General features: G+C 42.8%; 24 protein-coding genes. 19 read left to right on the plus strand and 5 right to left on the minus strand.

The window, feature by feature from the left end:
* Positions 1 to 10 precede the first annotated feature (10 nt).
* The 15 genes from fliJ to ACT3ID_RS17710 all read left to right on the plus strand — a co-directional run bounded on the left by fliJ (position 11) and on the right by ACT3ID_RS17710 (position 13054).
* Positions 11 to 439, plus strand: a complete 429-nt coding sequence (fliJ, locus tag ACT3ID_RS17640; protein ID WP_491543383.1) for a flagellar export protein FliJ — start codon at positions 11 to 13, stop codon at positions 437 to 439.
* A gap of 5 nt (positions 440 to 444) precedes the next feature.
* Positions 445 to 1026 (plus strand): hypothetical protein, encoded by a 582-nt coding sequence (locus ACT3ID_RS17645; RefSeq protein ID WP_491543384.1) that lies wholly within the window; start codon positions 445 to 447, stop codon positions 1024 to 1026.
* Between the two features lie 86 nt (positions 1027 to 1112).
* A complete protein-coding gene (locus tag ACT3ID_RS17650; RefSeq protein ID WP_491543385.1) occupies positions 1113 to 3083 on the plus strand; it encodes a hypothetical protein in 1971 nt (656 codons plus the stop codon).
* A 21-nt stretch (positions 3084 to 3104) separates the two neighbouring features.
* The gene (locus tag ACT3ID_RS17655) at positions 3105 to 3794 is read left to right on the plus strand and encodes a flagellar hook assembly protein FlgD (RefSeq protein ID WP_491543386.1); all 690 of its coding nucleotides are present in this window, start codon (positions 3105 to 3107) and stop codon (positions 3792 to 3794) included.
* A gap of 77 nt (positions 3795 to 3871) precedes the next feature.
* Positions 3872 to 5509 (plus strand): flagellar hook protein FlgE, encoded by a 1638-nt coding sequence (locus ACT3ID_RS17660; protein ID WP_491543387.1) that lies wholly within the window; start codon positions 3872 to 3874, stop codon positions 5507 to 5509.
* Positions 5510 to 5948: 439 nt separating this feature from the next.
* Positions 5949 to 6833 carry a motility protein A gene (locus ACT3ID_RS17665; protein ID WP_491543388.1) on the plus strand — a complete coding sequence of 295 codons (885 nt, stop codon included), beginning with the start codon at positions 5949 to 5951 and terminating at the stop codon, positions 6831 to 6833.
* Positions 6791 to 7525 (plus strand): OmpA/MotB family protein, encoded by a 735-nt coding sequence (locus tag ACT3ID_RS17670; RefSeq protein WP_491543389.1) that lies wholly within the window; start codon positions 6791 to 6793, stop codon positions 7523 to 7525. The genes ACT3ID_RS17665 and ACT3ID_RS17670 overlap by 43 nt, the downstream gene beginning before the upstream one ends.
* A gap of 22 nt (positions 7526 to 7547) precedes the next feature.
* Positions 7548 to 8036 (plus strand): flagellar basal body-associated FliL family protein, encoded by a 489-nt coding sequence (locus ACT3ID_RS17675; protein ID WP_491543390.1) that lies wholly within the window; start codon positions 7548 to 7550, stop codon positions 8034 to 8036.
* Positions 8037 to 8067: 31 nt separating this feature from the next.
* Positions 8068 to 9003, plus strand: a complete 936-nt coding sequence (locus ACT3ID_RS17680) for a flagellar motor switch protein FliM (protein ID WP_491543391.1) — start codon at positions 8068 to 8070, stop codon at positions 9001 to 9003.
* A gap of 7 nt (positions 9004 to 9010) precedes the next feature.
* Entirely contained in the window at positions 9011 to 10009 is a 999-nt protein-coding gene (fliN, locus tag ACT3ID_RS17685; RefSeq protein ID WP_491543392.1) for a flagellar motor switch protein FliN, read from the plus strand.
* A complete protein-coding gene (locus ACT3ID_RS17690; protein ID WP_491543393.1) occupies positions 9999 to 10550 on the plus strand; it encodes a flagellar biosynthetic protein FliO in 552 nt (183 codons plus the stop codon). The genes fliN and ACT3ID_RS17690 overlap by 11 nt, the downstream gene beginning before the upstream one ends.
* A 1-nt stretch (position 10551) precedes the next feature.
* Positions 10552 to 11349 (plus strand): flagellar type III secretion system pore protein FliP, encoded by a 798-nt coding sequence (fliP, locus tag ACT3ID_RS17695; protein WP_491543394.1) that lies wholly within the window; start codon positions 10552 to 10554, stop codon positions 11347 to 11349.
* Positions 11350 to 11361: 12 nt separating this feature from the next.
* A complete protein-coding gene (locus ACT3ID_RS17700) occupies positions 11362 to 11631 on the plus strand; it encodes a flagellar biosynthetic protein FliQ (RefSeq protein ID WP_491543395.1) in 270 nt (89 codons plus the stop codon).
* A gap of 32 nt (positions 11632 to 11663) precedes the next feature.
* Positions 11664 to 12443, plus strand: coding sequence for a flagellar biosynthetic protein FliR (fliR, locus tag ACT3ID_RS17705; protein ID WP_491543396.1), 780 nt, complete (start codon positions 11664 to 11666; stop codon positions 12441 to 12443).
* Between the two features lie 323 nt (positions 12444 to 12766).
* On the plus strand, positions 12767 to 13054 hold the full coding sequence (locus tag ACT3ID_RS17710; RefSeq protein ID WP_491543397.1) for a hypothetical protein: 288 nt from the start codon (positions 12767 to 12769) through the stop codon (positions 13052 to 13054).
* Positions 13055 to 13761: 707 nt separating this feature from the next.
* On the opposite strand, the gene ACT3ID_RS17715 is transcribed toward ACT3ID_RS17710, so the two are convergent.
* From ACT3ID_RS17715 to flhB, 5 genes are all read right to left on the minus strand, one after another.
* Positions 13762 to 14529, minus strand: a complete 768-nt coding sequence (locus ACT3ID_RS17715; RefSeq protein WP_491543398.1) for a sigma-70 family RNA polymerase sigma factor — start codon at positions 14527 to 14529, stop codon at positions 13762 to 13764.
* Positions 14526 to 14756: a hypothetical protein gene (locus tag ACT3ID_RS17720; protein ID WP_491543399.1), complete on the minus strand. Its 231-nt coding sequence runs from the start codon at positions 14754 to 14756 to the stop codon at positions 14526 to 14528. Before ACT3ID_RS17720 ends, ACT3ID_RS17715 begins: the two co-directional genes overlap by 4 nt.
* A gap of 101 nt (positions 14757 to 14857) precedes the next feature.
* Positions 14858 to 16357 (minus strand): hypothetical protein, encoded by a 1500-nt coding sequence (locus ACT3ID_RS17725; protein WP_491543400.1) that lies wholly within the window; start codon positions 16355 to 16357, stop codon positions 14858 to 14860.
* A complete protein-coding gene (gene flhA, locus ACT3ID_RS17730) occupies positions 16354 to 18450 on the minus strand; it encodes a flagellar biosynthesis protein FlhA (protein WP_491543401.1) in 2097 nt (698 codons plus the stop codon). Before flhA ends, ACT3ID_RS17725 begins: the two co-directional genes overlap by 4 nt.
* A 9-nt stretch (positions 18451 to 18459) precedes the next feature.
* Entirely contained in the window at positions 18460 to 19533 is a 1074-nt protein-coding gene (flhB, locus tag ACT3ID_RS17735; RefSeq protein WP_491543402.1) for a flagellar biosynthesis protein FlhB, read from the minus strand.
* 368 nt (positions 19534 to 19901) lie between these two features.
* Between flhB and ACT3ID_RS17740 the strand changes: the two genes are divergently transcribed.
* The 4 genes from ACT3ID_RS17740 to ACT3ID_RS17755 all read left to right on the plus strand — a co-directional run bounded on the left by ACT3ID_RS17740 (position 19902) and on the right by ACT3ID_RS17755 (position 23132).
* Positions 19902 to 20639, plus strand: a complete 738-nt coding sequence (locus tag ACT3ID_RS17740; protein ID WP_491543403.1) for a flagellar hook-basal body protein — start codon at positions 19902 to 19904, stop codon at positions 20637 to 20639.
* Positions 20640 to 20659: 20 nt separating this feature from the next.
* Positions 20660 to 21457, plus strand: coding sequence for a flagellar basal-body rod protein FlgG (flgG, locus tag ACT3ID_RS17745; RefSeq protein ID WP_491543404.1), 798 nt, complete (start codon positions 20660 to 20662; stop codon positions 21455 to 21457).
* A gap of 290 nt (positions 21458 to 21747) precedes the next feature.
* A complete protein-coding gene (flgA, locus tag ACT3ID_RS17750; RefSeq protein ID WP_491543405.1) occupies positions 21748 to 22443 on the plus strand; it encodes a flagellar basal body P-ring formation chaperone FlgA in 696 nt (231 codons plus the stop codon).
* On the plus strand, positions 22425 to 23132 hold the full coding sequence (locus tag ACT3ID_RS17755; RefSeq protein WP_491543406.1) for a flagellar basal body L-ring protein FlgH: 708 nt from the start codon (positions 22425 to 22427) through the stop codon (positions 23130 to 23132). The genes flgA and ACT3ID_RS17755 overlap by 19 nt, the downstream gene beginning before the upstream one ends.
* Positions 23133 to 23135 lie beyond the last annotated feature (3 nt).

Consider the following 23135-nt stretch of genomic DNA (forward strand, 5'->3'; position numbering starts at 1 on the left):
TTGAAAAGCTATGAAATTTAAATTTTCGTTAGAACCGGTTTTAGAAGTTCGTAAGCACAGAGAAACGATCCAGAAACAAAAGCTTGCCGAAAAACTGACGAAAAAGAAAAAGTTGAGTGAACTGCGTGATCAATTAAAGCAAAAACTGGAAGTGAATTTGGCCAAGGCCGACCGCGAAGGGTTTACAAATTTGCATGATCTGAAACGGTACCAGCAGTATATCAATGATTTGCATAAAAAAGTGGAAGAGTTGAATGGCAGTTTGAAAATCATAAAAAAAGCGATCGATAAGCAGCGTGATAAGCTGGCTGAGGTTCATAAAAAGCGCCATATCATGGAAAAGATGAAAGAAGAAGAACACGAAGTGTTCCTGGAACAGGTATCAAAACAGGAGCGAAAAATTATGGATGAAGTTGCTACACAAACCCATACACAATAAGCACCATGAGTATTAACAAAGTTCTTAAAATATTAGGCTTCATTTTTTTGCCATTGCTACCATTGACTGTAGCTGTCTATTTCTTGTTTCCTTATATCAACCAGGAAAAGCATCAGGAGGTAGCGGAAAAGTACGATGAGGAAATAGTACTGGCTGACAATTTTGAAACACAGGAGAATTATGATGGAGATGCAGTTGAAGAAGATCTGGGAACGCTTAGTGAGCGTGCCAGTGCCTTCAAACAAAATATTCAAGAGTTGCAAACTCAGCTGGACTCGTTAACAACGGTGAATGATTCTCTTAAAAGCAAGTTGTTAGCCAAAGAAGAGGAATTGAAAGAGTTAAAAGAGAATGAGGAGTCAGCATCGGAAGATGTTGTATCTGAGGAACTCAGCAACGAAGAGTTATCAGAGAATGTGAAAAGCCTGCTGGATCTGGATGATGAAAATTTATCCCCTATTCTAAATGAAATGTCTGATTCTCAATTAATTCGGTTGTATGAAGTAGGCTCTTCACTGCAACGCAAAAAATTGCTGCGGGCTCTGGAATCGAAACGAGCTGCTAAACTAATGACGGAGGTAATGTGATGTTGAGTAAACTGTTGTCAAATATAGCAAATAGCAAAAATGTTTCGTTGCCCGAGGGTTTATCGGATAATGTAGAAAGCGCGGAGATGGGAAAGGATTCTCAGCAGGTGTTTCAGTCGCTGCTTAAAGCGTTGCAAAATGATCAATCAGAAGATAATCAGCAGTTGCTGCGCCTGGAAAATTCAGATGACGAGACAGAAGGTGAAAATGGCAGTGTCCGATTAAAAGGCATGGGCGGCATTTTCACACAAACCGATATTGATGAAGCTGTTGTCAATGAACAACAGAGTGCGTCTATATTAGAGCGTCTGCAACAACAGCTGAATAAAGAGACTTCGGAATCTGGTGAGCAGGAAGTAGTAGAAAATCAGTCGACAGAAGTACCGGAAGGAAATCCATCCGACAAAGAAAATACTGTTGATACTGAAAAGGATATGGTACCTCAGAAGGAGGATGGAAATTCTGGAGTTGATGATAAAAACAGAGAAGTAGATGCCGAGCCCCGACAATGGGATAGGGAAGGAGTCGATGAAACAAAGAAAACTGTCGATCGGCTGAAGGAAAAACTGATTGGAGAAAGAGAAAATACGAACAGTGAAGATCAGCAAGATTCCCGGCAGCTTCCTGAAACTTCGAATAAGAGTGAGGAAAATCAGTCGACAAATGAGCACAAAGCTAAGATCGAAGACAGTAAGAAGAAAGCCGGTAAAGCCGAAGTAAAAGCAACTGCTGAATCTTCATCAGGAAATAATATAGAGGCGGATCTTGAGCAACAGATTATGAATACCTCAGATTCTGATCAAAATAATGAGGAGAATCGGGTACAAACAGGTGCAACATCTAACAACTCAGATGAAAAAATTGAAGTATTGGCTGAGGATGAAGGTAAAACGTCCAATGATTCCAAACGGGATCAACAAGTAGCAGCCTCGCAGCGCGAAAAAGGGCAGGAGAATATCCAAAAAGATACTAATCAAAGGGTTGATAATAAGAACGGAAAAGAATCACAGAAGCTAAATGCCGACCCCAAAGAACAAAGTGGTGAGAAACGAACGGTTTTTTTAAACGAGAATCTCCAAAGGTCCGAAGGAATCTCGAATAAACGAAGAGAAGTACCTGCTGCAGATACAAATCAAAAAGAGCAGAATAAGCAGCAATTAACAAGTGAAACGCCTGGAGCTAAATCTGCTAAAACAGAGTTGAATGACCGTCAAAAGATGGTTTTCAATTCGTTCTTCCGCAATAATAATACGGCTGGTCTTTCTGATAAGGGTTTTGAAATGAAAAATGTTACGCTCGAAAAGGATCGTAGAAAAACAAAAGAGAATGATGAGAATAATGAAAAAGCCGGAAGTATAAGGAAAAACCGAGATCAGATTTTGACTCGGCTTGGAATTTCAAATACAGGAAATTCCAAGCAGGCCAGGTCTATTGATATTCAAAATATCCCGGGTATGTCTACGGGAGATTCGCAGATGAGTACTGAAGAACAGAAAGTTTGGGATCAGCATACGGCAGAGAACGTTGAGGCTGATGATGAAAAAGAAACCCAAACGAGCAGTTCTTCAAGTTCAGCCAGGTTAAGTCAAATACCGGTGGCGAATGCTTCGTTACGGCAGAAAATGTTGCCCGGGATAACGCAAAGCGTACAAAAAGCGGCCGCAGAGGCTAAGAAAAGTCCGGGTAACTGGCAGAAACACAATTTTGTATTAGACGATGGCAAGAAGGTACAGTTATCGGTCCGTGAGTCGAAAGGAGTACTGCAGGTTAAAATGGGTTCGATGAACGCTGATTTGAGTAAGCTGTTGCAGCAGAATTTGCAACAGATTCGTGAACATTTGAAACAGGAGTTTGATTCGGATATCGATCTGCAGGTCCAGGGTCATAATCAAAGCGAAGAAGAATCAGCATTTTCAGAAGGGTCAAGATCATCCGATCAACAAAGAGATTATAGGAATACATTATCAGGCAATAAGGTAGCAACAGAAGGTACTGGTGATGTAGGAAGTTCAACAGTCCGCAATTTTGGTTATAACCAGATGGAATGGACGGCATAGTTAATATAAAAGCATAAAATTATGGATATAGGTCAAATAGGTGCGAATGCACAAGCGGCACAGGACAGTAAAAGCAGTCAGACAATGTCGGGCAGCAGTGATTTGGGAAAGGATCAGTTTTTGAAACTGCTGGTTGCTCAAATGCAGAATCAGGATCCGATTAATCCTATGGACGGTAAAGAGTTTGCCTCTCAGCTGGCGGAGTTTAACTCGGTAGAGCAGCTTATTGGGGTTAATGATGGTCTGTCTGCACTGGCTAAAAACCAGGATTTGATGCGAACGGAGATGACTAATTCTATGGCTTCGTCATTAACTGGAAAAGAGGTCAGAGCGTTAAGCGATAAAGTAAATCTGCAGGCCGGTGAAGATGCAAATATCAATTTTGATCTGAATAATACCGCCAGCGAGGTAGAAATTGTGATTCGCGACTCCTCGGGGAGCGAAGTACGGCGTGAAGTTATTGACGGCGCTGCATCCGGTGAAAATAACTGGACCTGGGATGGATATGCCAACAATGGCGTACGGGCTCCTGAGGGGCAATACAGTGTAGAAATCAGTGCCTCGAATGGCGATGAAAATGTAAAAGCCAGAATGTATACCCAGGGTACTGCCGAACATGTGAGATTTACAGGCGAAGGAGTACGAATATCTATTGATGGAACAGAAGTGCCTATAGGTAATATCGAAACAGTGGCGCAGGGTAACTTTTAATTAAAATTGAAATAATCTTTTTAACAACCAGGGCAGGATTTCGAATCTGTCCTTCATACAAAACAAAGGAGTAAGTTATGTCTTTAATAAAATCGTTGAATTCGGGAGTAAGTGGATTAAAAAGTTTCCAAACTAAGATGGATACGATCGGAAACAATATCTCAAACGTGGATACTACAGGTTTTAAAGCCTCCGAGGTAACATTTTCGGAGCTAATGAATGAAAATATTGGCGGTGCCGGAGGGGGAGGATCTGCCCCTTCGCTCAGTAATCAGGTAGGACTGGGTGTTCGTGTGGCATCAGTCGATCGTGACTTCAGCCAGGGCACAATTGAAAATACCGGAAAAACAACCGATCTGGCTATTGAAGGTGATGGATACTTTGTGGTAAACGACGGTACCCAAAATCTTTTGACACGAGCTGGAAACTTTACGTTTAATAAGAATGGAAATCTTGTAGATCAAGCCGGTAATTTTGTCCAGGGATATAATGCTAACCAATCGGGCAATATCCTGGTTGGAGGCACTACCGATAACATCCGGGTAGATTTTGAAAATGCCCTTGAGCCACAGCAAACGAGTGAAGTAAACATCGGTGGCAATTTAAGTTCTAAAACTAGTACTACGCAGATTGTACAGGCACAAAGCGCTTTTACGAATGATAGCGGTGACATTGCTTCAGGAACAACACAATTAAATGATTTGAGTCAAACGACCACTGATTTCGATGGAACTGAGACCATAACACTTAACATAGAACATAACGACGGTTCTGGTAATACTGACATCAGTTATAATTTGGGATCAGCAACTGATACCCTTGATGATGTCGTATCCGGATTGAATACTGCCATTGATGGTAATGCGGATGTTAATGGCGAACTGAGTCTGGTGGATGGTATGCTGATGCTCCGTTCAGATGAATTGGGAGACAGTTCCTTGGATGTCAACAGCATGTCTGTCAGTGGTGGTACCGGGGCAATGAATACGCCCGGTTTTGATGTTATGCAGGAGGGAGATACCGGTACTCAAACTATGAGTACAACAGTATATGATAGTCTTGGCACCGAGCATTCATTGTTGGTTGACTTTACCCAGGTTGATAAAAACGAATGGGAATATGAAGTGAAGTTTGCTGAGGGCGAAAACATCACCGGCGGTGCTGCAACAGGCACTATTGAATTTGATGAGATGGGTAGAATAGATTCTGGTGATAGTTTTAATATTGAATTTGATCCTGGAAATGGTGCGGGTACAGCCAACTTTGACGTTAATTTGGGTGGCTCTGAGGGATCTGATTTCACCCAGTATTCGGGAGCTAATACAGCAAAAGTATTAAGCCAGGATGGTTACACCCAGGGATCGCTTGTTGACATTCAGATTACCGGAGACGGACGAGTACAAGGTGTGTACAGTAACGGAGAAAACCAAGGTCTGGCTCAGCTTGCGCTGGGTGATGTTCAGAACGAAGATGGGCTTGAAATGGTCGGCGGAGGACTTTTTAGAGCTACCTCAGCGGCAGGTGAAGTCTTTGTTGACTCTGCTGATAATATTTCGAATAGTACTATCCAATCAGGTGCTCTTGAAGGATCAAATGTTGAGTTAGCCCAGGAGTTTACCGAGATGATTACCTCGCAACGCGCTTATCAATCCAGTGCAAGGGTTATCAGCACGTCTGATGAGATGCTTACTGAGGCGGTAAATCTTAAGCGATAATACTACTGCTTATCGCAGGTAAAAAATCTGCGAGTTGAACATCTTAGGCTTACATTAAGTTAACGCCTCGTTCTTATTTGAGTTTTCCAGATAAGTTCGGGGCGTTTTTTTGCCATCACTGGAATAGTGCGGGCATTCATTCTTGCCCCCCTGCCTCCAAGCCCCTGCTTGGAGGCAGCAATAGAAATATCCGGATCGGAGCAGGCGCTACGATATACTTCTTTCTTGTCGTTCCGAAGCTCATGCTTCGGAACGGTCTTTTAATAAGATAGGCGGCTTCAAGTAAAATAATTACTTCTCAAGAAACTAGTCTTTAGGTGGAAAAAGCGAATCAAGAGGAAAAGCCGTGGAATTTCCACATCTGCTGGCAGGCGTAGATTTTTAGTCTCACTGCCGGATTAGGTTTAAGATCTTCATAAAATAGACGATAACACAGAGTATGTTAGACAGATCAACAATTATAGGATTAGTATCAGGGTTTTCCTTGATTCTGCTGGCGATTGTAACACAGGGAAATTTATTAGTCTTTGCCAGTCTTTCAGCCTTCTTGATTGTGGGCGGTGGAGTGTTGGCGGCTACTCTGGTGAATTATAGTTTCGAGAATATAAAGTTCAGTTTTCAAACAATCAGCAGGATGATGGGAGCTAAATCGGTGGATCTGCGCACTGATATGGAGTTGATGCGCATGTTTGCTCGCAAGGTACGGCTTGAGGGATTATTGGCTATCGATGGTGATATCAAAAATATTGACAATGAATTTTTGCAAAATGGCTTGCAGTTGGCTGTTGATGGTTATAATAAAGAAAGTCTTGAAAATATTTTAGAGGATGAAATAGAAAGCCAGGAACGACGGCTTGCAATTTCGGTTCGGGTGCTTGATTCAATGTCAGAATATGCGCCGGCGTTCGGGATGATCGGTACGCTGATCGGTATGATTTTAATGTTGCAAAATATTGAGGATCCGGAGTCGCTGGGTGCCGGTTTGGCCGTAGCTCTGATAACTACTTTATACGGCACTATCTTCGCGAATATGGTATTGGGACCACTTGCAGGAAAGCTGGAGTATTTGAGTAAGCTCGACCTCAACAGAAAACAGATGTTTCGTGTGGGTATTATTTCGATGGTGGAAGGTGAGAACCCTCGTGTTATGGAGAATAAGATGCTGATACATGTTACACCAAAGCAGCGAGCTGAATACAAAAAGTATCATGATAAGTTACCATATGGCAATGACAGAGAAGAACAGCTATACCAGGAATGGACTAAATATCAAAATGAAGAATGGGAAATTTTGAACGAAAATCTGGAAGCGGAAACTGGCTGACAACCTACAGTGATTTGGTAACGCTGTTGCTGGTATTTTTTGTGTTGCTATACGTTATGACTCCGGGTATTGATGAAGGAACATTCAACGAAATTTTGTCTTATTTTCAGTCTTCAACGAGTGTAGTATTCGAAAATGATGCAGCAAGTAAACAGCAAGCTGAAGATACCCTTCGAGAAGAATGGGTGGAGGTCCAGCAATTTTTAGAAGAGAATGGTTTTTCTTCAGAAGTAGATATTGAGCAGACAGATGAAGGAGTCAAAGTAACGTTGAATGACTCTCTGACTTTTAACAGCGGGTCTGCAAGATTACTGGAGCGTTCCGAAATTGTGCTGGAACGTATTGCAAAGGCAATACGCCCTAATGTGAAGGAGGTTAAAACACACGGCCATACCGATAATATGCCCATTACAGCTAGTTCTCAATACCGCTCTAATTGGCATTTGGGGGCTGCACGTGCTGTGTCGGTAGTGTTATTTTTGAATAGGTATTCGGATCTGGAAACGCGGAAATTTGAAGCTAGCAGTTATGGAGAGTTTCGGCCCGTGGCATCAAATGAAACACCCGAAGGCCGCAGAAAAAACAGAAGAGTAGAAATATATATTAATTACCAGGATGCAGAACCGATTGGGGAAGAGTTGAAGAGACAAGCAGAAAAGTTATTAAACCAGATGAACTCTGATTCATTATAAGTTGGAATTAAACGGTATAGGCATGGCTGATAAAAAACAAAAAAAATCGGTGAGTAATAGAAAGAAGAATAAACTGTCAAAATTTCGAAGTATTGGAAAATATTTCCTGATTATACTTTTTGTGGTCGGCCAAATGCTTATAGCATACCTGGTTGTAGCTCATAATTATGATGCTATTTATGGCTATGTACAGAACCTAACTCCTCAGGAACAGGGGAAATATGAGCTGGAAGATATCATTGTAAATCCTGCTGATACAAATGGCCAGCGTTATTTATTAGTCCAATTATCCCTTGAATTGGCCGATAGAGGGGATATAAGCCTTATAGAAGAGCATGAATCAAAGGTACGAAACAACATTATCAGTTATCTTTCATCACGTTCGGTGCAAGAATTGCAGGGAAGCAGGGAGAAAGAAAAGGTGCGTCTTGAATTGGTAAAGATCATAAATAATGCCATTGATTCGCGTTCGGTACGCAATTTGTATTACTCTAAATATGTAATGCAATGATGCTAATAAATAGCCGAACGAAACATTTTTTATGGATTCTCATCAATCTGAGAAACAGTTCAGGAATGTAAAATATGTAGAGCCTTACGACTTTAAACAGCCAAAGCTTTTTAGTAAGGAGATTATGCGTAATCTCCGTTCTCTGCATGATATGTTTGCCCGTAGCACAAGCCGGGTATTCAGTAGTGCACTGCGCCGAAAAGTGGATGTTAGTCTTGATAAGATTCAGCAGCTTTCCTCAAGTAAATTCATTAATAAGATTAAAAGTCCCAGTGTCATTTACTTGTTGTCAGTGGATGACTTTTCGGGGAATATTATCATGGTACTGCCGCCCGCTTTTTGCATTTATCTGGTAGAGCGGCAGAGTGGTGGATATGGTGGTGAGCTCTCGGAAAGACGAACATTGACTACTATTGAGGAGAAGATCATATCCCGGATCGTTAAAAGCATCAATCACGAGATTGTCATGGCCTGGGAGCCATATATGGAATTTGATATTGGCTCGTCAACGTACGAGAGCAAACCTGAAAATATACACCTTGCTTCGGTTGATCCTACGATTATTATAAAGCTTATGATCAGCTTTGGAGAGCAAAATGTGACCATTCATCTCTCCTATCCTTATAGCTTGTTAAAAGAGGCAATGAATAATTCGGTATTGAAAAAAGGTAAAAAGACCGAAACGGAGAAGTTGTCTGAAGATCAGCTGGAGTCATATAAATACACCCTCTCTAGCGCCACTGTAAATATAAAGCCGCTGTTGGGTGAGACAAAGCTGTCGATAAAAAATATTATGGATTTGGAAGAAGGTGATGTAATACCGCTGAATCAGCGAACCGATCAGCCCTTGAAAGTAAAGGTAAACAACGTACATAAAATGTCGGCCTATCCCGGTGTTCTTCACGGAAGAAGGGCCGTAAAGATTTACGATATGATAGAAGAAATTAACGAACAGGAGGTTATATAAACGTATTATGGATATTCTAAAAGAAACATTAGAGCAATATCTGCCGACAACAGAAGAATTTTTAACGTCACTTCTGCTGGAAGAGACAGATATTGAGATAGATTCATTTAAAGAAGTTGAAAATGAATTCGCACTTAAGCACCTCAACAACACCGATGTATATCTGTATGCCCGGGAAACAAATATAAGCTCTGATATAATCCTGGTACTCGATCAGGAATGGTTTGGGTTATTGTCAAGCATCATGCTGGGGATTGAGGAGAAAGAAAAGAATGATCAAACAATCGGCCTGTTGAAAGATTTTGCCGACGACCTTATTGCTGCTATTAGCGAAAAGGCTGCCTCGGAAGATGCTGAAATTGAGTTGGGAGATGTTGAGGTTCTTTCAAAAGTAGAAATGGAAGAAGAGCTTGCACATGAAAAATACTATTGGTCAAAGTTAGAGATCGAAGGTATTGCCGATGATAAGGTGCGGGCAGAGTTTTTGATCGGAGATCCGGATACGGAAATAGAGAAAGAAGAGCTGGCTGAAGATCCTGAAGGAGCTGATGAAGAAAAAGAAGAAGAGCAGGAGCCGAAAGAGGAGATCAGTTCGCTTGATGAGAGTAATGAAGAGGATTTCACCACGGTGGATACCAATTCAAGCTCAAAAGAGGTTAAAAAAGAAGAAGTGATCTCGGCACGGCACATCGAGTTCGCAGAATTTGCCGAAGAAAATGGCAATGGCGATGAAGAAGCCCATAATATGGATCTGCTCAAAGATGTGGAACTTAATGTTTCAGTAGAGCTGGGACGAATTGAGCTTCCATTGGGCAAAGTGCTGGAGCTTGCCAAGGGATCGGTTATTGAGCTCGAGAAGCTGGCCGGTGAGCCGGTTGATATCCTTGTAAATGGCAATCGTATAGCATTGGGCGAAGTTGTGGTCATTGATGAGCATTTCGGTGTTCGTATTTCCAGCCTGGTAACTACAAAAAAACGTCTAGCTAAGCTTAAAAATGGATCTTAGAGATAAACTGTCCTCGCTGGATGTACCACCCGCCAGGATTCTGAAAGTTGTTCTTGCCCTTTCTGTGATCTTGTTGCTGATCTGGTTGCTTACGCTATCACATGTAGATTATAACCAGGGGCCAGATACCAACCAATTTATGAATTCAGAGCATCCCGTGGATACCACGATGGTGTCATCGGATAGTAGCAAAATCAAAGAGATTCGCTCGTCCGATCAATCGTCATCAAGTATGTTTACGAATGGTTTGGTCACATTTTTTGTGCTTTTGGTTATTCTGATCATGGTATGGGTGTGGCTGGATCGGAAAAAAACGAACGATTCAGCAACGATTGATCGACAGCTTGGAACAGAGAATCTGGGTGAAGGAGCACAGCTCAGAATTATACGCCTTAACAACGAGATTTGGGTGCTCGGAGTCACATCCGGTTCGGTAAATCTATTGCATCGCTATGATGAAAGTGACTGGACCGAGAAGGCCCCGGAAAAAGATGTTGGCAGTGCAGATAAATTTCGAAAGCTTTTCAAGAATCACCTGTAGCATGAAACGAATGATAAGTATTAAATGGAAAAAAGTGGCTGTTCTGGCTACTTTGGTGCTACTCGCGATGCCTCTTAGCTTATGGGCCAGCTCTTTTACCTATCCAAGCATGATCAGCAATCCGGCACTGCTGCAGAGCGCTCCTGTTATTGATTTAGGGATGGAGGGCGAAGACCTTTCGGTGGCCATTCAGGCGTTGATCTTGGTTACAATACTTTCATTTGGGTCTGCTTTTGTTACCATGATGACGAGCTTTACCCGCATTGTGGTTGTCTTTTTCTTTTTGCGTATGGGGTTAGGAACTCAGCAATCTCCGCCGAATAAAGTGCTGATTGGACTGGCGCTGTTTCTAACTATTTTCATAATGATGCCTACCTTCCAAACGGTTAATGAAGAGGCTGTACAGCCTTACTTAAACGAAGAGATTACACAGATGGAGGCGATAAGTGAAGCTTCTCTGCCGTTAAAAGAGTTTATGGTAAAGCAAACCCGGGAAAAAGAGCTGCTATTTTTTATGGACATGGTAGAGATGGATTCGGTAAATAGCATAGAAGATATGCCGTTTTATATCGTCGTCCCATCTTTTGTAATGAGCGAGCTGCGGATCGCTTTCCAGATAGGATTTATGATATATCTCCCTTTCGTCGTAATTGATCTGGTTGTTGCAGCGGTGCTGTTGTCTATGGGGATCATGTTCCTGCCCCCGGTGCTCGTATCGCTCCCATTTAAAATTTTGGTATTTGTGCTAACGGACGGATGGTACCTGTTGGTACAGTCGCTGGTTGAGAGTTTTAATTAAAGCAAGATTGCTATGAATACTGAAACGGGATTATACTGGTTGCAAGAAATGCTAACGGCTGTAGTGGCCCTGGCAGCTCCGCCTTTAGTGGGAGCAGTCGTAATCGGGCTGGCTGTTGCTATTTTTCAGGCAGCCACATCCATCCAAGAATTAACATTGAGCTATGTGCCAAAAATGTTAGTTGTGGCGGTGATACTCTTTTTCTCATTTGGCTTTATGCTGCAGTATGCAGTTGGTTTTATGGAGCGGGTAATAGAGATCATCCCGGAACTGGTTAAATAATGATAGTTACGCTAAATATAATGAGTACATAAATGTCGCTGCTGTCAACCCATTTTATACTGGCACTCTTCCTGATATTTGTTCGGGTAAGCAGTTTGGTAATGACGGCCCCATATTTTAATTCAGCAGCCTTTCCACGCCGTGTCAAGTTATTTTTGGCGTTGATAATTGCCTTTATTCTTTCCTTTGTAATCCCAAAAGAAAACGTGCTGGCGGGTATACAACCAGAGCTTCCATTTATTGTTACTGCAATTGTTTTAGAGTTGCTGATAGGAGTAGCACTAGGCTTGGTTGGGCAGCTTATTTTTGCGGGTATTGAGATGGCTGGCCGACTGATAAGTCTGAAGATGACTCTCAGTTTTGCACAGATCGTAGATACGATGACTCAGCAAAAAACTGATATAGTGGGGAATGTATTCACCATGTTTGCTATTCTCGTATTTTTAATGATGGACGGTGATAAAATTTTTATTAATGGATTGGTCAAAAGTTTTGAGCTTATCCCGTTAAATCAGGCGGACATAAGATATGCGGGACCATTTATGCTTCAAGTGGCCAAGTATCTTTTTGTGATTGCGGTGCAGATATCCATTCCGTTTCTGATTGTATTTTTTCTTTTAGACCTTTCCCTGGCCATATTTGCCCGCATTATGCCACAGGCAAATATCCTGTTTATTGCCATTCCTATTAAACTGCTACTCGGCTTTACACTACTCTCGTGGTTGTTGACTTATATGCCCGATGCCTTTGGAAAGATTTTTGATACGCTCTTCGACTATCTCGTTAATCTGATGGGCACAATGGCACCGTAGGAATATTGTCACCGCAAGGGAGTGTCTTTCGACCGCGGCGATCCCCAGTTTAATATCATACTCCGAACAAGGAACCGAAGAATTTACGAAATACCTATCCCTCGACATTCATCATTCCTTGTTCGATATTCTGCGGTTCCCGATCCCGCTCTTAATCCACCATCACCTTATCTCATTCCCAAGCTTCAGCTTGGGAAGGTAAATTATTTGTTAGGAGCAGAAACGCATCTTGTTTCCTAGCCAAAAAAAGTGGAAGATGTGAAACCATATCACTAGCGTGGGAATTAATTCCCGCGCTAGCTATATCAATTCAGGAGAAAGAATTGCCTGAGATCGATTTATACCTCGTTTACATGCCTCGGGAACGGGAGGTGTCTCTTCATATCCCTCTTACTGATGTCAAAGGCAAAAGTAATATTCAGGAGGTTCTTAAGCAGGAGCTTAAGAACGAGGGGAAACCAGCGCAAAAAAATGCCTCCCGACGTCACTCCGCACTCCGATGCGGAGGCTGGCACGGCAGGGAAGAGAACCCTAGTACAATCTATACCAGCAATCAACGTCTGAATACAATCCATCCTTACTCACTGTGGCATGAAAAGCCGCTGGTATAGCGCTGGATTAGAATCCAAAGCTATTGCTGTACGAAATTGCGGATCAAATCCGCAATGACGGGATTGCAGGTTCTATGACTTGCAACCCAGCGAAATAGTAGAGAACATATTTGGAGAGGGCAACATTTGAGATAAAGTCCATCAAGATTCATCCTTTCATCCTGAAGGTCCTGATTCAAAGACGTAAACTAAGCTGTAGGTTTAATAAGGGAGAGGGATTCTAGCGTAATGAAACTTCTTAAAGTAGTGTTCCGAAGCAGGAGCTTTGGAACGAGGAGGAAAGGGGGATTTTGTACAGCGAAGAGCTCGCTTCGTTCATACATTTTATTATTGTTTCTCCAAGCGGTCTTGAGTTACTACTGGTGGCGGTCAGTAGCTTCTGCTATCTCATTACGTACCTCTGGTGCGTAACATTGGAACACTCAACACCAGCTTTTCCAAGCAGGGCTTCTTTATATACCCTGTGTTGTACAGCAGAGGAGCAAAACGAGACACTTGGGGATTGCCGCACTCCGTTCCCACCGGTCACTACGTTCGCAATGACAGATTTCACTTATTTAAACCCTGTCATCGCGAGCCCGTGGTTTTTGGGGCTGGCGATCTCCTCATTAATATTGAACACCGAACAAGGAACCGAAGAATTTAGAAGTGACTATACCTCGAAATTCATCATTCCTTGTTCGACATTCTGCGGTTCTCAGCTCCCATCAATCTACCGTCACCTTCTCTTCCATCAAATCTTCCTTTAACCGTATTAGTAGCTTACCAATAATTTGCGATATGCGTGCTTCCGAAAGCTCCAGCAGAAGTGCCACTTCCTGCATGGTCATATCCTCGTAATAATAGAGCGTAAGTATCAGACGGTCTCGCTCTTTCAGCTGACCAATTTTCTCTTTAAGAATTTGGGCCCGTTCTTTATCGACCAAACTCTCATCCGGAAGTTCAGCTTCTGTATTTTCATGAATTTCATAAAAAGAATTTGAATCATCATCATTTATATTATTATCTAGCGACAAAGCATTACGCGTTTGCACGTTGGAGAGCAGCTGATAATAATCATTGATATCCATATCCAGTTCACGAGCTACTTCTTCGTCACTCGGCGTGCGTCCCAGCTTCTGTGACAATTCCTGAATAGTTTTTTTTACTGTTCCGTAGTCTTTTCGCTTCTGCCGCGGCAGCTGATCAATCTTGCGAAGATAATCAATGATATTTCCACGAATGCGATAATAGACAAACGTATTAAACTTGATATTACGGTCACAGTCGTACGAATCCATCGCTTGTATGAGCCCCGTTATGCCAGCGCTCTCAATATCTTCTTGCTGAGTGAGCGGCTGGTCGGGAATATTAATTTTCCCGATGATGCTGCGAATAAATGGCATAGATTTACTGATAATTGCGTTCCGCAATCCATCAGACGGATTCTTACAATACAGTTCGGCTAATTCTTGAAGTGTTTTATTCCCCATCATTGATCCCCGCTCTTATTCTTATTGCTTTCTGTTGCTGTAGAGCTCTTCGACATAGTCCCTGTGTTTTCCTGGATGATATTCAGCAAAAACATCGATATATAGACTACTGAAAATAGGATTAGAAAAACCAGCAGGCCTCGATACAAAGCTGTGTTGATGCTTTCGCCTCCTACCATCAGTAACAAAAACTGGATAAGTGATATAATTGCAATTATTCGTAATAACATAGTATTCGTTTTTAGATGGTTCTCAAATATTCTGTTAAGCGATAGTTGGATTTTCTTTAATTCCTATTTCCGCTGATTAGTTAAAAATTTGTCTTTTACAGTTAAGCTCTTAACAGTTTCCGGGTAAATTTTTGGGCGTCAAACGGCAGCAGATCACCTGAAAGTGAAGGGCCACAGCTAATGTATCGCAGTCTGTAATCAGTATTGAGAAGCAACGGAATAGCTTTTCCCCATTTCGTCGATCGGTCTATGTGAGTCAGAGTTACATGATCGGCTGCAACTTCATTTGCTAGCGGATCATTAAAAGCAACCCCCTGTACCGATGTGTTAACCAGGTAATGCGTTTCAACAGTAGCCTGTGACTGGAGCTCATTGTTCAGCTCGTTGATGGCCGTGATCAAAGATTCACCACCGGTTTCCAGTGCGGGTGTTTCAAAAAGTACGTGGTCATACGACTTCCATTTCGAACGATAGTTTGCCGCTTCATCTGCATTTTCAAGTTGATAAAAGTCAATATTATTTTCGTGGCAAAATGGTTTTACAATGCTGTAATTTTGCTTAATGAAATCTTTATCAGGAACAAACGACACTACAGCTATATCATCAGTTTCTAAAAAATGTGTAAGGGTTGTCAGCTTTAATATCAGGTGTGATTTACCGCTTCCTGATCGACCGGTAAATAGCAACATCTTAGCAGCAGGACCGGCCTGAGATACTTGTAACTGTTTGCTGATCAGATGCAGCAATTTCGACCGAAATAGCTCATGCTGTTGATCAGGATCAATATCTTCCTGCTTAATTGTTTCAAACCAAGAGGTGATTAATTGCTGCGGCACACCCCGTTCCATAAGCTTGTGGTAGATAGGATGATTAGCACGCTTATCCCCCGAAAAGGATAGCTGACCCTCTACCAACGATTCCAGGCGCTCCAAGCGCTTGTGCAGATCCTGCTTGTTATTTGCCTGTTTTTCTTCCTGATCTGTTTTCTTGCCGGGGCTTGAAACACCATTGGGCAGATCCTTAACAAGCTGATCATATAATTCCTTCGAATTTGCTTCCGTTTTCTCCTGGGGATTTTTCTCCCCCTTGTTACCATCCTGTTGTAAGTTCCGCTCTTCCGAATCCGCTTTATCCTTCGATCTTCGAGGACGAATATCTTTTCGGCTATACAGTTCACTAACCGGCTTTGGAATTTTTATTTCGGGCTTGTTATCTGTTTTAGCCGATCTATTTTGTTTACCGGGTAGTTCACTGTTATTTGAACTCTTTTCCCCATCTCCCGTACTCTGTTCGGCAGCATATTGGCGAATTGAATCCAGTTTGCCGTTGATTCCGGTGGAGCTACCATCATTCTTCAGCTGGGGCTCTGATCCGGACCGCTCAAAGACAACGCCTTCCTGAGCAGTACGTTCGGCAAGTTCTTCTTTTGTTTGCGCATCTTCTTTATCAAATGTTTCTTGCCTGTTAGAAAAACTACGCTCTTGCTCTTCATCGTCTTCGGAGGTGATCTCCTTCAGCTTAGAAAAGTCGTCACCGTAAATTTGCTGTGCGCTCTGCTTAGCAGCTTTTAATGTCTTGTCGATAAAGTTGTTGAATTTCATACGGTTTCAGGTTCATTTAATTCGGCTTGTACTTGCAATCGATCAAATGTTTTAAACTGTACATTTTGACTGATGTCGTTATATGACAGTACATTTATTTCTGGCAAAATTGGTGCCAAAAACTCAAACAGTGTGTGTCGCAACACCGGCGATGTAAGCAGGATAGGGTCGTATCCCTGACGTATCATATCCTCAAAAGTGCCGGAGGCGTTTTTGTAAAGCTGTTCAATCAGCATTGGATTGAGTCCCAGCGTATTGGCATTCAAATTACCTTCCTGGGCTTTTTCAATCAGACGTGATTCCAGGTTGGAATTCATCATTACGACAACAATCTCATTGCTATCACCTACAAATTTTTGTGTTATCACTTCAGAGAGGGCTGCACGGCAATATTCCGTCAGAACATCAGTATTTTTGGTTTCCTGGCAATGATCGGCCAGCGTTTCGAGAATTGTGACAAGGTTATTGATGGGTATACGCTCGCGAAGAAGCCGTTTGAGAACCTTTTGTATTTCTCCGATCTGCAGGCCTTCGGGAACAAGTTCTTCAACAAGCGTGGGCGACTGCTCTTCAATATTATCGATGAGTCTTGATACCATCTGGCGATCAAGTAATTTATGAGCATTATTTTTAAGCACTTCCATTAAATGCGTTGTGATTACTGCACCAGCTTCGATTACGGAAAGACCAAATTTTTCCGCTTGAGATTTATTTTTTCCGCTTACCCAGATGGCATCCATTCCAAAAGTGGGGTCCTTCGTTTCAATTCCCTGGATATCAGCGTCAAAATCCGAAGGTAAAAGTGCCAGGTGATAGTCGGTCAGAAGTTCTCCGTCACCTTGTTCAATACCGCGCATTTTTATGATATACCGGTTGGCATCCAGCTGTACGTTGTCGCGTATGCGAACTGATGGAATAATGATGCCCAGCTCCGAAGCCAGCTGCTTGCGAAGCGAAGTAATGCGGTCGAGCAGGTTGCCTCCCTGCTGCTCTTCTACCATCGATATTAAACTGTATCCAATCTCGATCTCAAGGGTATCAATTTGCAGATAATCTTCCACGCGATCTTCTTGTTCTGGCAGTTCTTTCTGTTGATGTTCCTCAACCTCTTTTTGCTCTTCTTCGTCTTGATGACGGCGATAAGCCAGAAACAAAAACAAGCACGTCATCAGTGAAAATGGAATAAGCGGCATGCCGGGCATGACGCCGAGGAAGAAAACGAATACTGATCCCAACACAAGAGTTTTTGGATTTCCAAGCAGTTGACTGGTTAGCTCTTTACTTAAGTTTCCTTCGGATGCGGCGCGCGATACAATAATACCGGCTGATGTAGAAATCAGGAGTGCGGGAATCTGCGTTACCAAACCATCACCGACGGTAAGCAGTGTGTACAGACGGGCCGCTTCTCCCATCCCCATACCATTTTGTACGGTACCAATAACAAGACCGCCTATAATATTAATGCATGTGATTAGCAGTCCGGCAATAACATCACCGCGTACAAATTTACTGGCACCATCCATGGCACCATAAAAATCAGCTTCGCGTGCAATCTCCTCACGTCGTTCTTTGGCTTCTCTGTCCGTTATTAATCCCGCGCTTAAATCCGCATCGATCGACATCTGCTTACCGGGCATCGCATCCAGCGTAAAGCGGGCGCCTACTTCGGCGATGCGGGTTGCACCTTTTGTAATCACTACAAAGTTGATAATAATCAGTACAGCAAAAATAATTATCCCGATCACATAGTTACCTTGTACGATAAAGCCGCCAAACGACTCAATAATTGATCCGGCATATCCTTCACTCAAAATCAGCCTGGTCGAGGCAATATTAAGTGAAAGTCGGAACAGCGTTAAAATGAGCAGCATGCCCGGAAATACAGCAAACTCAAGCGGTTTGATAGTATAAAAAGCCACCAGCATCACAATGATGGAGAGCGAGATGTTCAGCGCCAGGAAAAAATCCATCATTACCGGCGGAAATGGTATAATCATTATCAGTATAATGACAATGATGCTCGAAGAAATCAGAACATCGGTTTGTAGAAACCGGTTCTTAAGTTTGCTGGTTGTGATATTCTGAAAAGCCATTTCTTCGTATCAGATATTGTGTTTGTTTTTGAGTTTATAAACGTAAGCAAGTATTTCTGCCACGGCGCGATACAGTTCTCCGGGGATATGTTGATCTACTTCAGCGGATGCAAACAAGGCTTGTGCTACCGGCTTATTTTCAACAATAGGGATGTTAAATTCCCTGGCCAGATCTTTAATCTTTTGAGCTCTTAAACGTTGTCCCTTCGCCATTACAATAGGGGCAGTATTTTCTTCGGGATCGTACTGCAAGGCTATGGCATAGTGTGTAGGATTGGTAACCACCACATCCGACTCCATAACCGCATGATCCATCCGTTTTTTAAGAAACGATTGCCCCATTTCTTTCTGCTTGCTTTTCACCTGGGGGTTCCCCTGTGTCTCTTTATGTTCATCTTTGACTTCTTTCTTTGTCATTTTAAGATCTTCTTTATGTTGATACTGCTGATAGATAGCATCAGCAATAGCCAGTACAAGGAGAGCTGCAAAAATTCTGCCTAAAAAGAGTAGTACGAAATGTCCCGACTCACTGATGTTGTATTCAAACGGCATTACGGCAAGAGAAACAAAATGCTCAATATTGGGACTTACAGTGATGTAAAGAATGCTTCCTATAATTGACAGTTTAAGTACACCCTTTGCCAGCTCCACTAATCCCTTCATCGAAAAAATATTTTTAATCCCATTTATGGGATTAAGTTTGCTGGGTTTAGGCTTTATGGCCTTAAATGAAAAAGCGCCTTTTGTTTGAATCAGGTTGACAACCAAGGCAGTTACCATTAAGACAATGAGTATAGGCATCATAGCCTCCAGGCCGTACCGAAAAGCCAATCCCAGGTATTCTACAGCGTTATTCTGGTTATCAAGCGCCATCTGCGCATTTAAAAAGAAAGTTTCAAAAAGAGCTTGAATTCGCCCGTAGATAAAATCACCCATGGCAAGAACCGTCAGCAGCGATACAACCATCAGCATGACCGACGATATTTCGGTGCTGAAAGCTACATTCCCTTCCTCGCGAGCTTTTTCAAGCCGCTTTTGAGTGGGATCTTCTGTTTTTTCCTGTGCTGAGTTTTGATCTGACATGAGTGTAGAGATAAATCAAATACAGTACCATATCGAAGAGTGTTCGTTTTATGAGGCTGAATAAATTATTTAAGTCAGTGAGGGAGAAATAATCCCCCATGGACGGAAAACATTTCCATAGCAGCGGTCTTTTTGACCGGATTTCCCAAAATGAGGTCGAATCAGTCCGTCATGGCATTCTTATCCGGCTAAAACAGCGATTTACACCTTATTATATAAGGGAAGTAGGTATTTGCGGGGTTACCTGTCAGCGGATAGGTGCGGGGTAAAGTTAATGAAACATCAGTGGCATAAAATTTGAAAGTACTATCATCTCATCCGGTAATTCCCGGATTTGCCAAAATGCAATAACCAATCAGATAAAGATTATGATTGAACGATTACAGGCGCAGATGCAGGCTATGCAGATGCTTACAAAAATGCAGGATGTTACTGCTAATAATTTAGCGAATATCAATACTCCCGGATTTAAAGGGAGCAACGTTTTCCAAAAAATGGTGCAAGAGCGTATTGACGGAAAAATGGTTTCCCGGTCGATACCGCAACAACAAATTGATATGCGACAGGGAGTCTTGGAACCGACCAATAACATGCTCGATTTCGGTATTAAAGGAGAAGGGTTTTTTGTCGTTGAAGATGAAAACGGTACGCACCTGACGCGCGACGGACGAATGCATTTCAATAGTGACGGGTACTTGGTGGACGATAAAGGAGCGCGAGTTATGGGCGACTCCGGTCCCATCCATATGCCTGAATATATGAAAGCAACCGGTGAAAGCGGGGAGCAGGCCAAGCTTGAAGTAGCTAAAGATGGAACTATACGATTAAACAATGAGGTATTTGATCAGCTCAAGGTGGTAAAAATTGAAGATACATCTCATCTGGAGCGTAAGGGTAATAACTACTTTAGTGCACCGGGCAATGCGTTGATAGATGATCAGTCGAGCAATGTGTTGCAGGGTTACTATGAGTCGGGCAATGTAGATGCCCTTGAGGAAATGGTAGATATGATGAAAACCACCAAAATGTTTGAGTCACAGCAGCGAGCTATGACAACAACGGATCAGATGGTGGGACAAGCGACATCGAAATTAGGAAAATTTTAATTTGAACAAACGAGAACATTATGCCTTTTAGAGCTTTAGATACCGCAGCGCTCGGGATGAGTGCTCAGCAAAAGTCAGTTGATAACATTGCCAATAATCTAGCCAATGTCGGTACTACAGGATTTAAGCGAAGCAATATCGCTTTTCAGGATCTTTTCTATGAAGATATTGCCGTATCCAAGCCGGGTGGGGCGTCAAGCAGAATCTCAAATGATAGCCCACGCTTACAAATAGGACATGGATCACAGGCAGTGTCGACCATCCGAAACTTTATGCAGGGTTCGATGTCAGAGACCGGAAATCCACTGGACCTGGGAATTAGCGGGGAAGGATTTTTCCGCGTAGAAAGACCTGACGGTTCGATTGCCTATACGAGAGATGGTAATTTCAGTCGCGACTCTTCGGGAATGTTGGTGAACAATTCCGGTCTCCCCCTCGCAGAACAGATTGAGGTGCCGATGGAGGCCAAGGCCGTTCAAATATCACAAGATGGAACTGTGACGGCAATGATGTCGGGTGAAGGAGAACAAATCGAGCTGGGTCAGATCGAACTGGCCAAGTTTTCAAATCCGGCTGGACTTGAAGCGCTGGGAGATAACTTATTCCAGGAAACACAGGCCTCGGGTATGCCATTTGTGGATCATCCCGGAGCTGAAGGTTTTGGCGCCGTACGTCAGGGATTTCTGGAGGATTCAAATGTGGATGTTGTGAATGAGATGGTTGCACTCATTGAGGCTCAGCGTGCTTATGAAACGAATTCGAAGATGGTACAATCGGCTGAAGAAATGATGTCGGTTACAAATTCAATCAAACGTTAATTCAATAGATAGTGGCCGATTCGGTAGATGATTTTAAAGAGCAAGCAAGGATAAGGGTACTAGCACACTCTTAAATCCCTCCCGAAAGCTTTCGGGAGAGACTTATCTTCTCCGCCAGCCGGCGGAAGGAGACAGGGGTGGGTCAGAAAAGGCTCGAAACTCAGTGCTCAGGGTTATTTAATATAATCATATAACAGATAATTATAATGTTTCAAAAGGTAATGGCAGGCATAATATTTTTCTGTGGCCTCTTTTTTCTGGGGATGATTCCGGCAAAAGGTGCTTCCCCTATGTTTGCTTTAGATCGAGCAGACATTAGCGAGACAGCTGTATCAGTCGCTGTTATTGATTTAGCAGATGCGGAATCCGTAATCCTGGAAAAAGCCCGTGAACAATTAGAACGACGTTTCTCGGATGGAGAATATCGGTTTGAGGTGCAGGCGCGCTGGATTCCCAATCGGCTTTTGCAACTTTCGCCGGGTAATATTTTGGCGCTGGAGCTGCAGGGAAATGTAAAGCGTCATACTAATTTTGAGGTTTTATATCAGCAGGGCGGTGCACGTCAGCGTACCGAGATACAGCTAAAGGTAGAGGCCGAGCAAAAATTGCCTGTTGTAATCGAGCGGGTAAGACGAGGAGAGGAATTGAACAGCTCAGATTTGTCGTATCAATGGGTTTCATTGTCCCGGAACAGTGGAGACTATATCGAAAATATGGAGAGATTGGAAGGAAAGACGCTCCGAAAAACATTGCTTTCCGGGCAACCCGTGAGGAGATCCATGATAAGCAGAGAAATAATTGTCGAAGCTGGTGATGAGGTCAAGGTGGTTATAGAACGTAATGGCGTTCAGGTTCAGGTGTCCGGCGAAGCCCGTGAAAATGGGGCGCAGGGGGAACGAATAAGAATTTACAGTAGTGAAACACGAAAAAAATATGAGGGCGAAGTCATTCGTCCGGGAATAATACAATGGAAAAACACACTTTAAATAGACCTTGCAAAGTCCGTGGCACCCTGTCCCGAAAGCTTTCGGGACTGCATGACATGGTAGATTTTGCAAAGCTCGCTTTAATTACAAAAAGAGTTGCAGCGGTTCTGCTTTTTCTAAGCATAACCGCCGTGGGATATAGCCAGCATTCGCTCTATGAAGACCCCAAGGCAGCACAGGTAGGTGATATATTGACAATAATTTTACAGGAGAATATATCGGGTAGCACCAGTTCCGATGCAAAAAATTCTTCAAATGCCGATGCCAGTGCCGGGGGATCGGTGTCTGGTAACTTTATCCCTTTTCAGCCTACCTTTGGCTCTGATGCAGAGGTCAACTACGATGCTGATGAAGCGGCGTCAACCAATCAGGGGCAACTATTAAAAGGGCGAATGACTGTAGAGGTCGTGGAATTGACGCCATCGGGCAATTTGGTTGTCGAAGGCAGTCGATCCACCGAAATCAATGGTGAAAAACATCAAATTGATCTGAGCGGCGTAGTGCGACGAACTGATATTGACGGTGACAACCGCGTGTTGTCGTACCACGTGAGTAATGCAAAAATTAATTATGAAAAGGAAGGGGATGTACATGGATTGACAAAAAAAGAAGGCTTCCTGAAAAGGGCCGCTTTGACAGCAGTAGGCGTTGGTTTAGCTGCAGTAGCGGTATTTAAAGCAATGAACTAGGAT

The sequence above is a fragment of the Fodinibius sp. GM108 genome, from assembly GCF_058386985.1.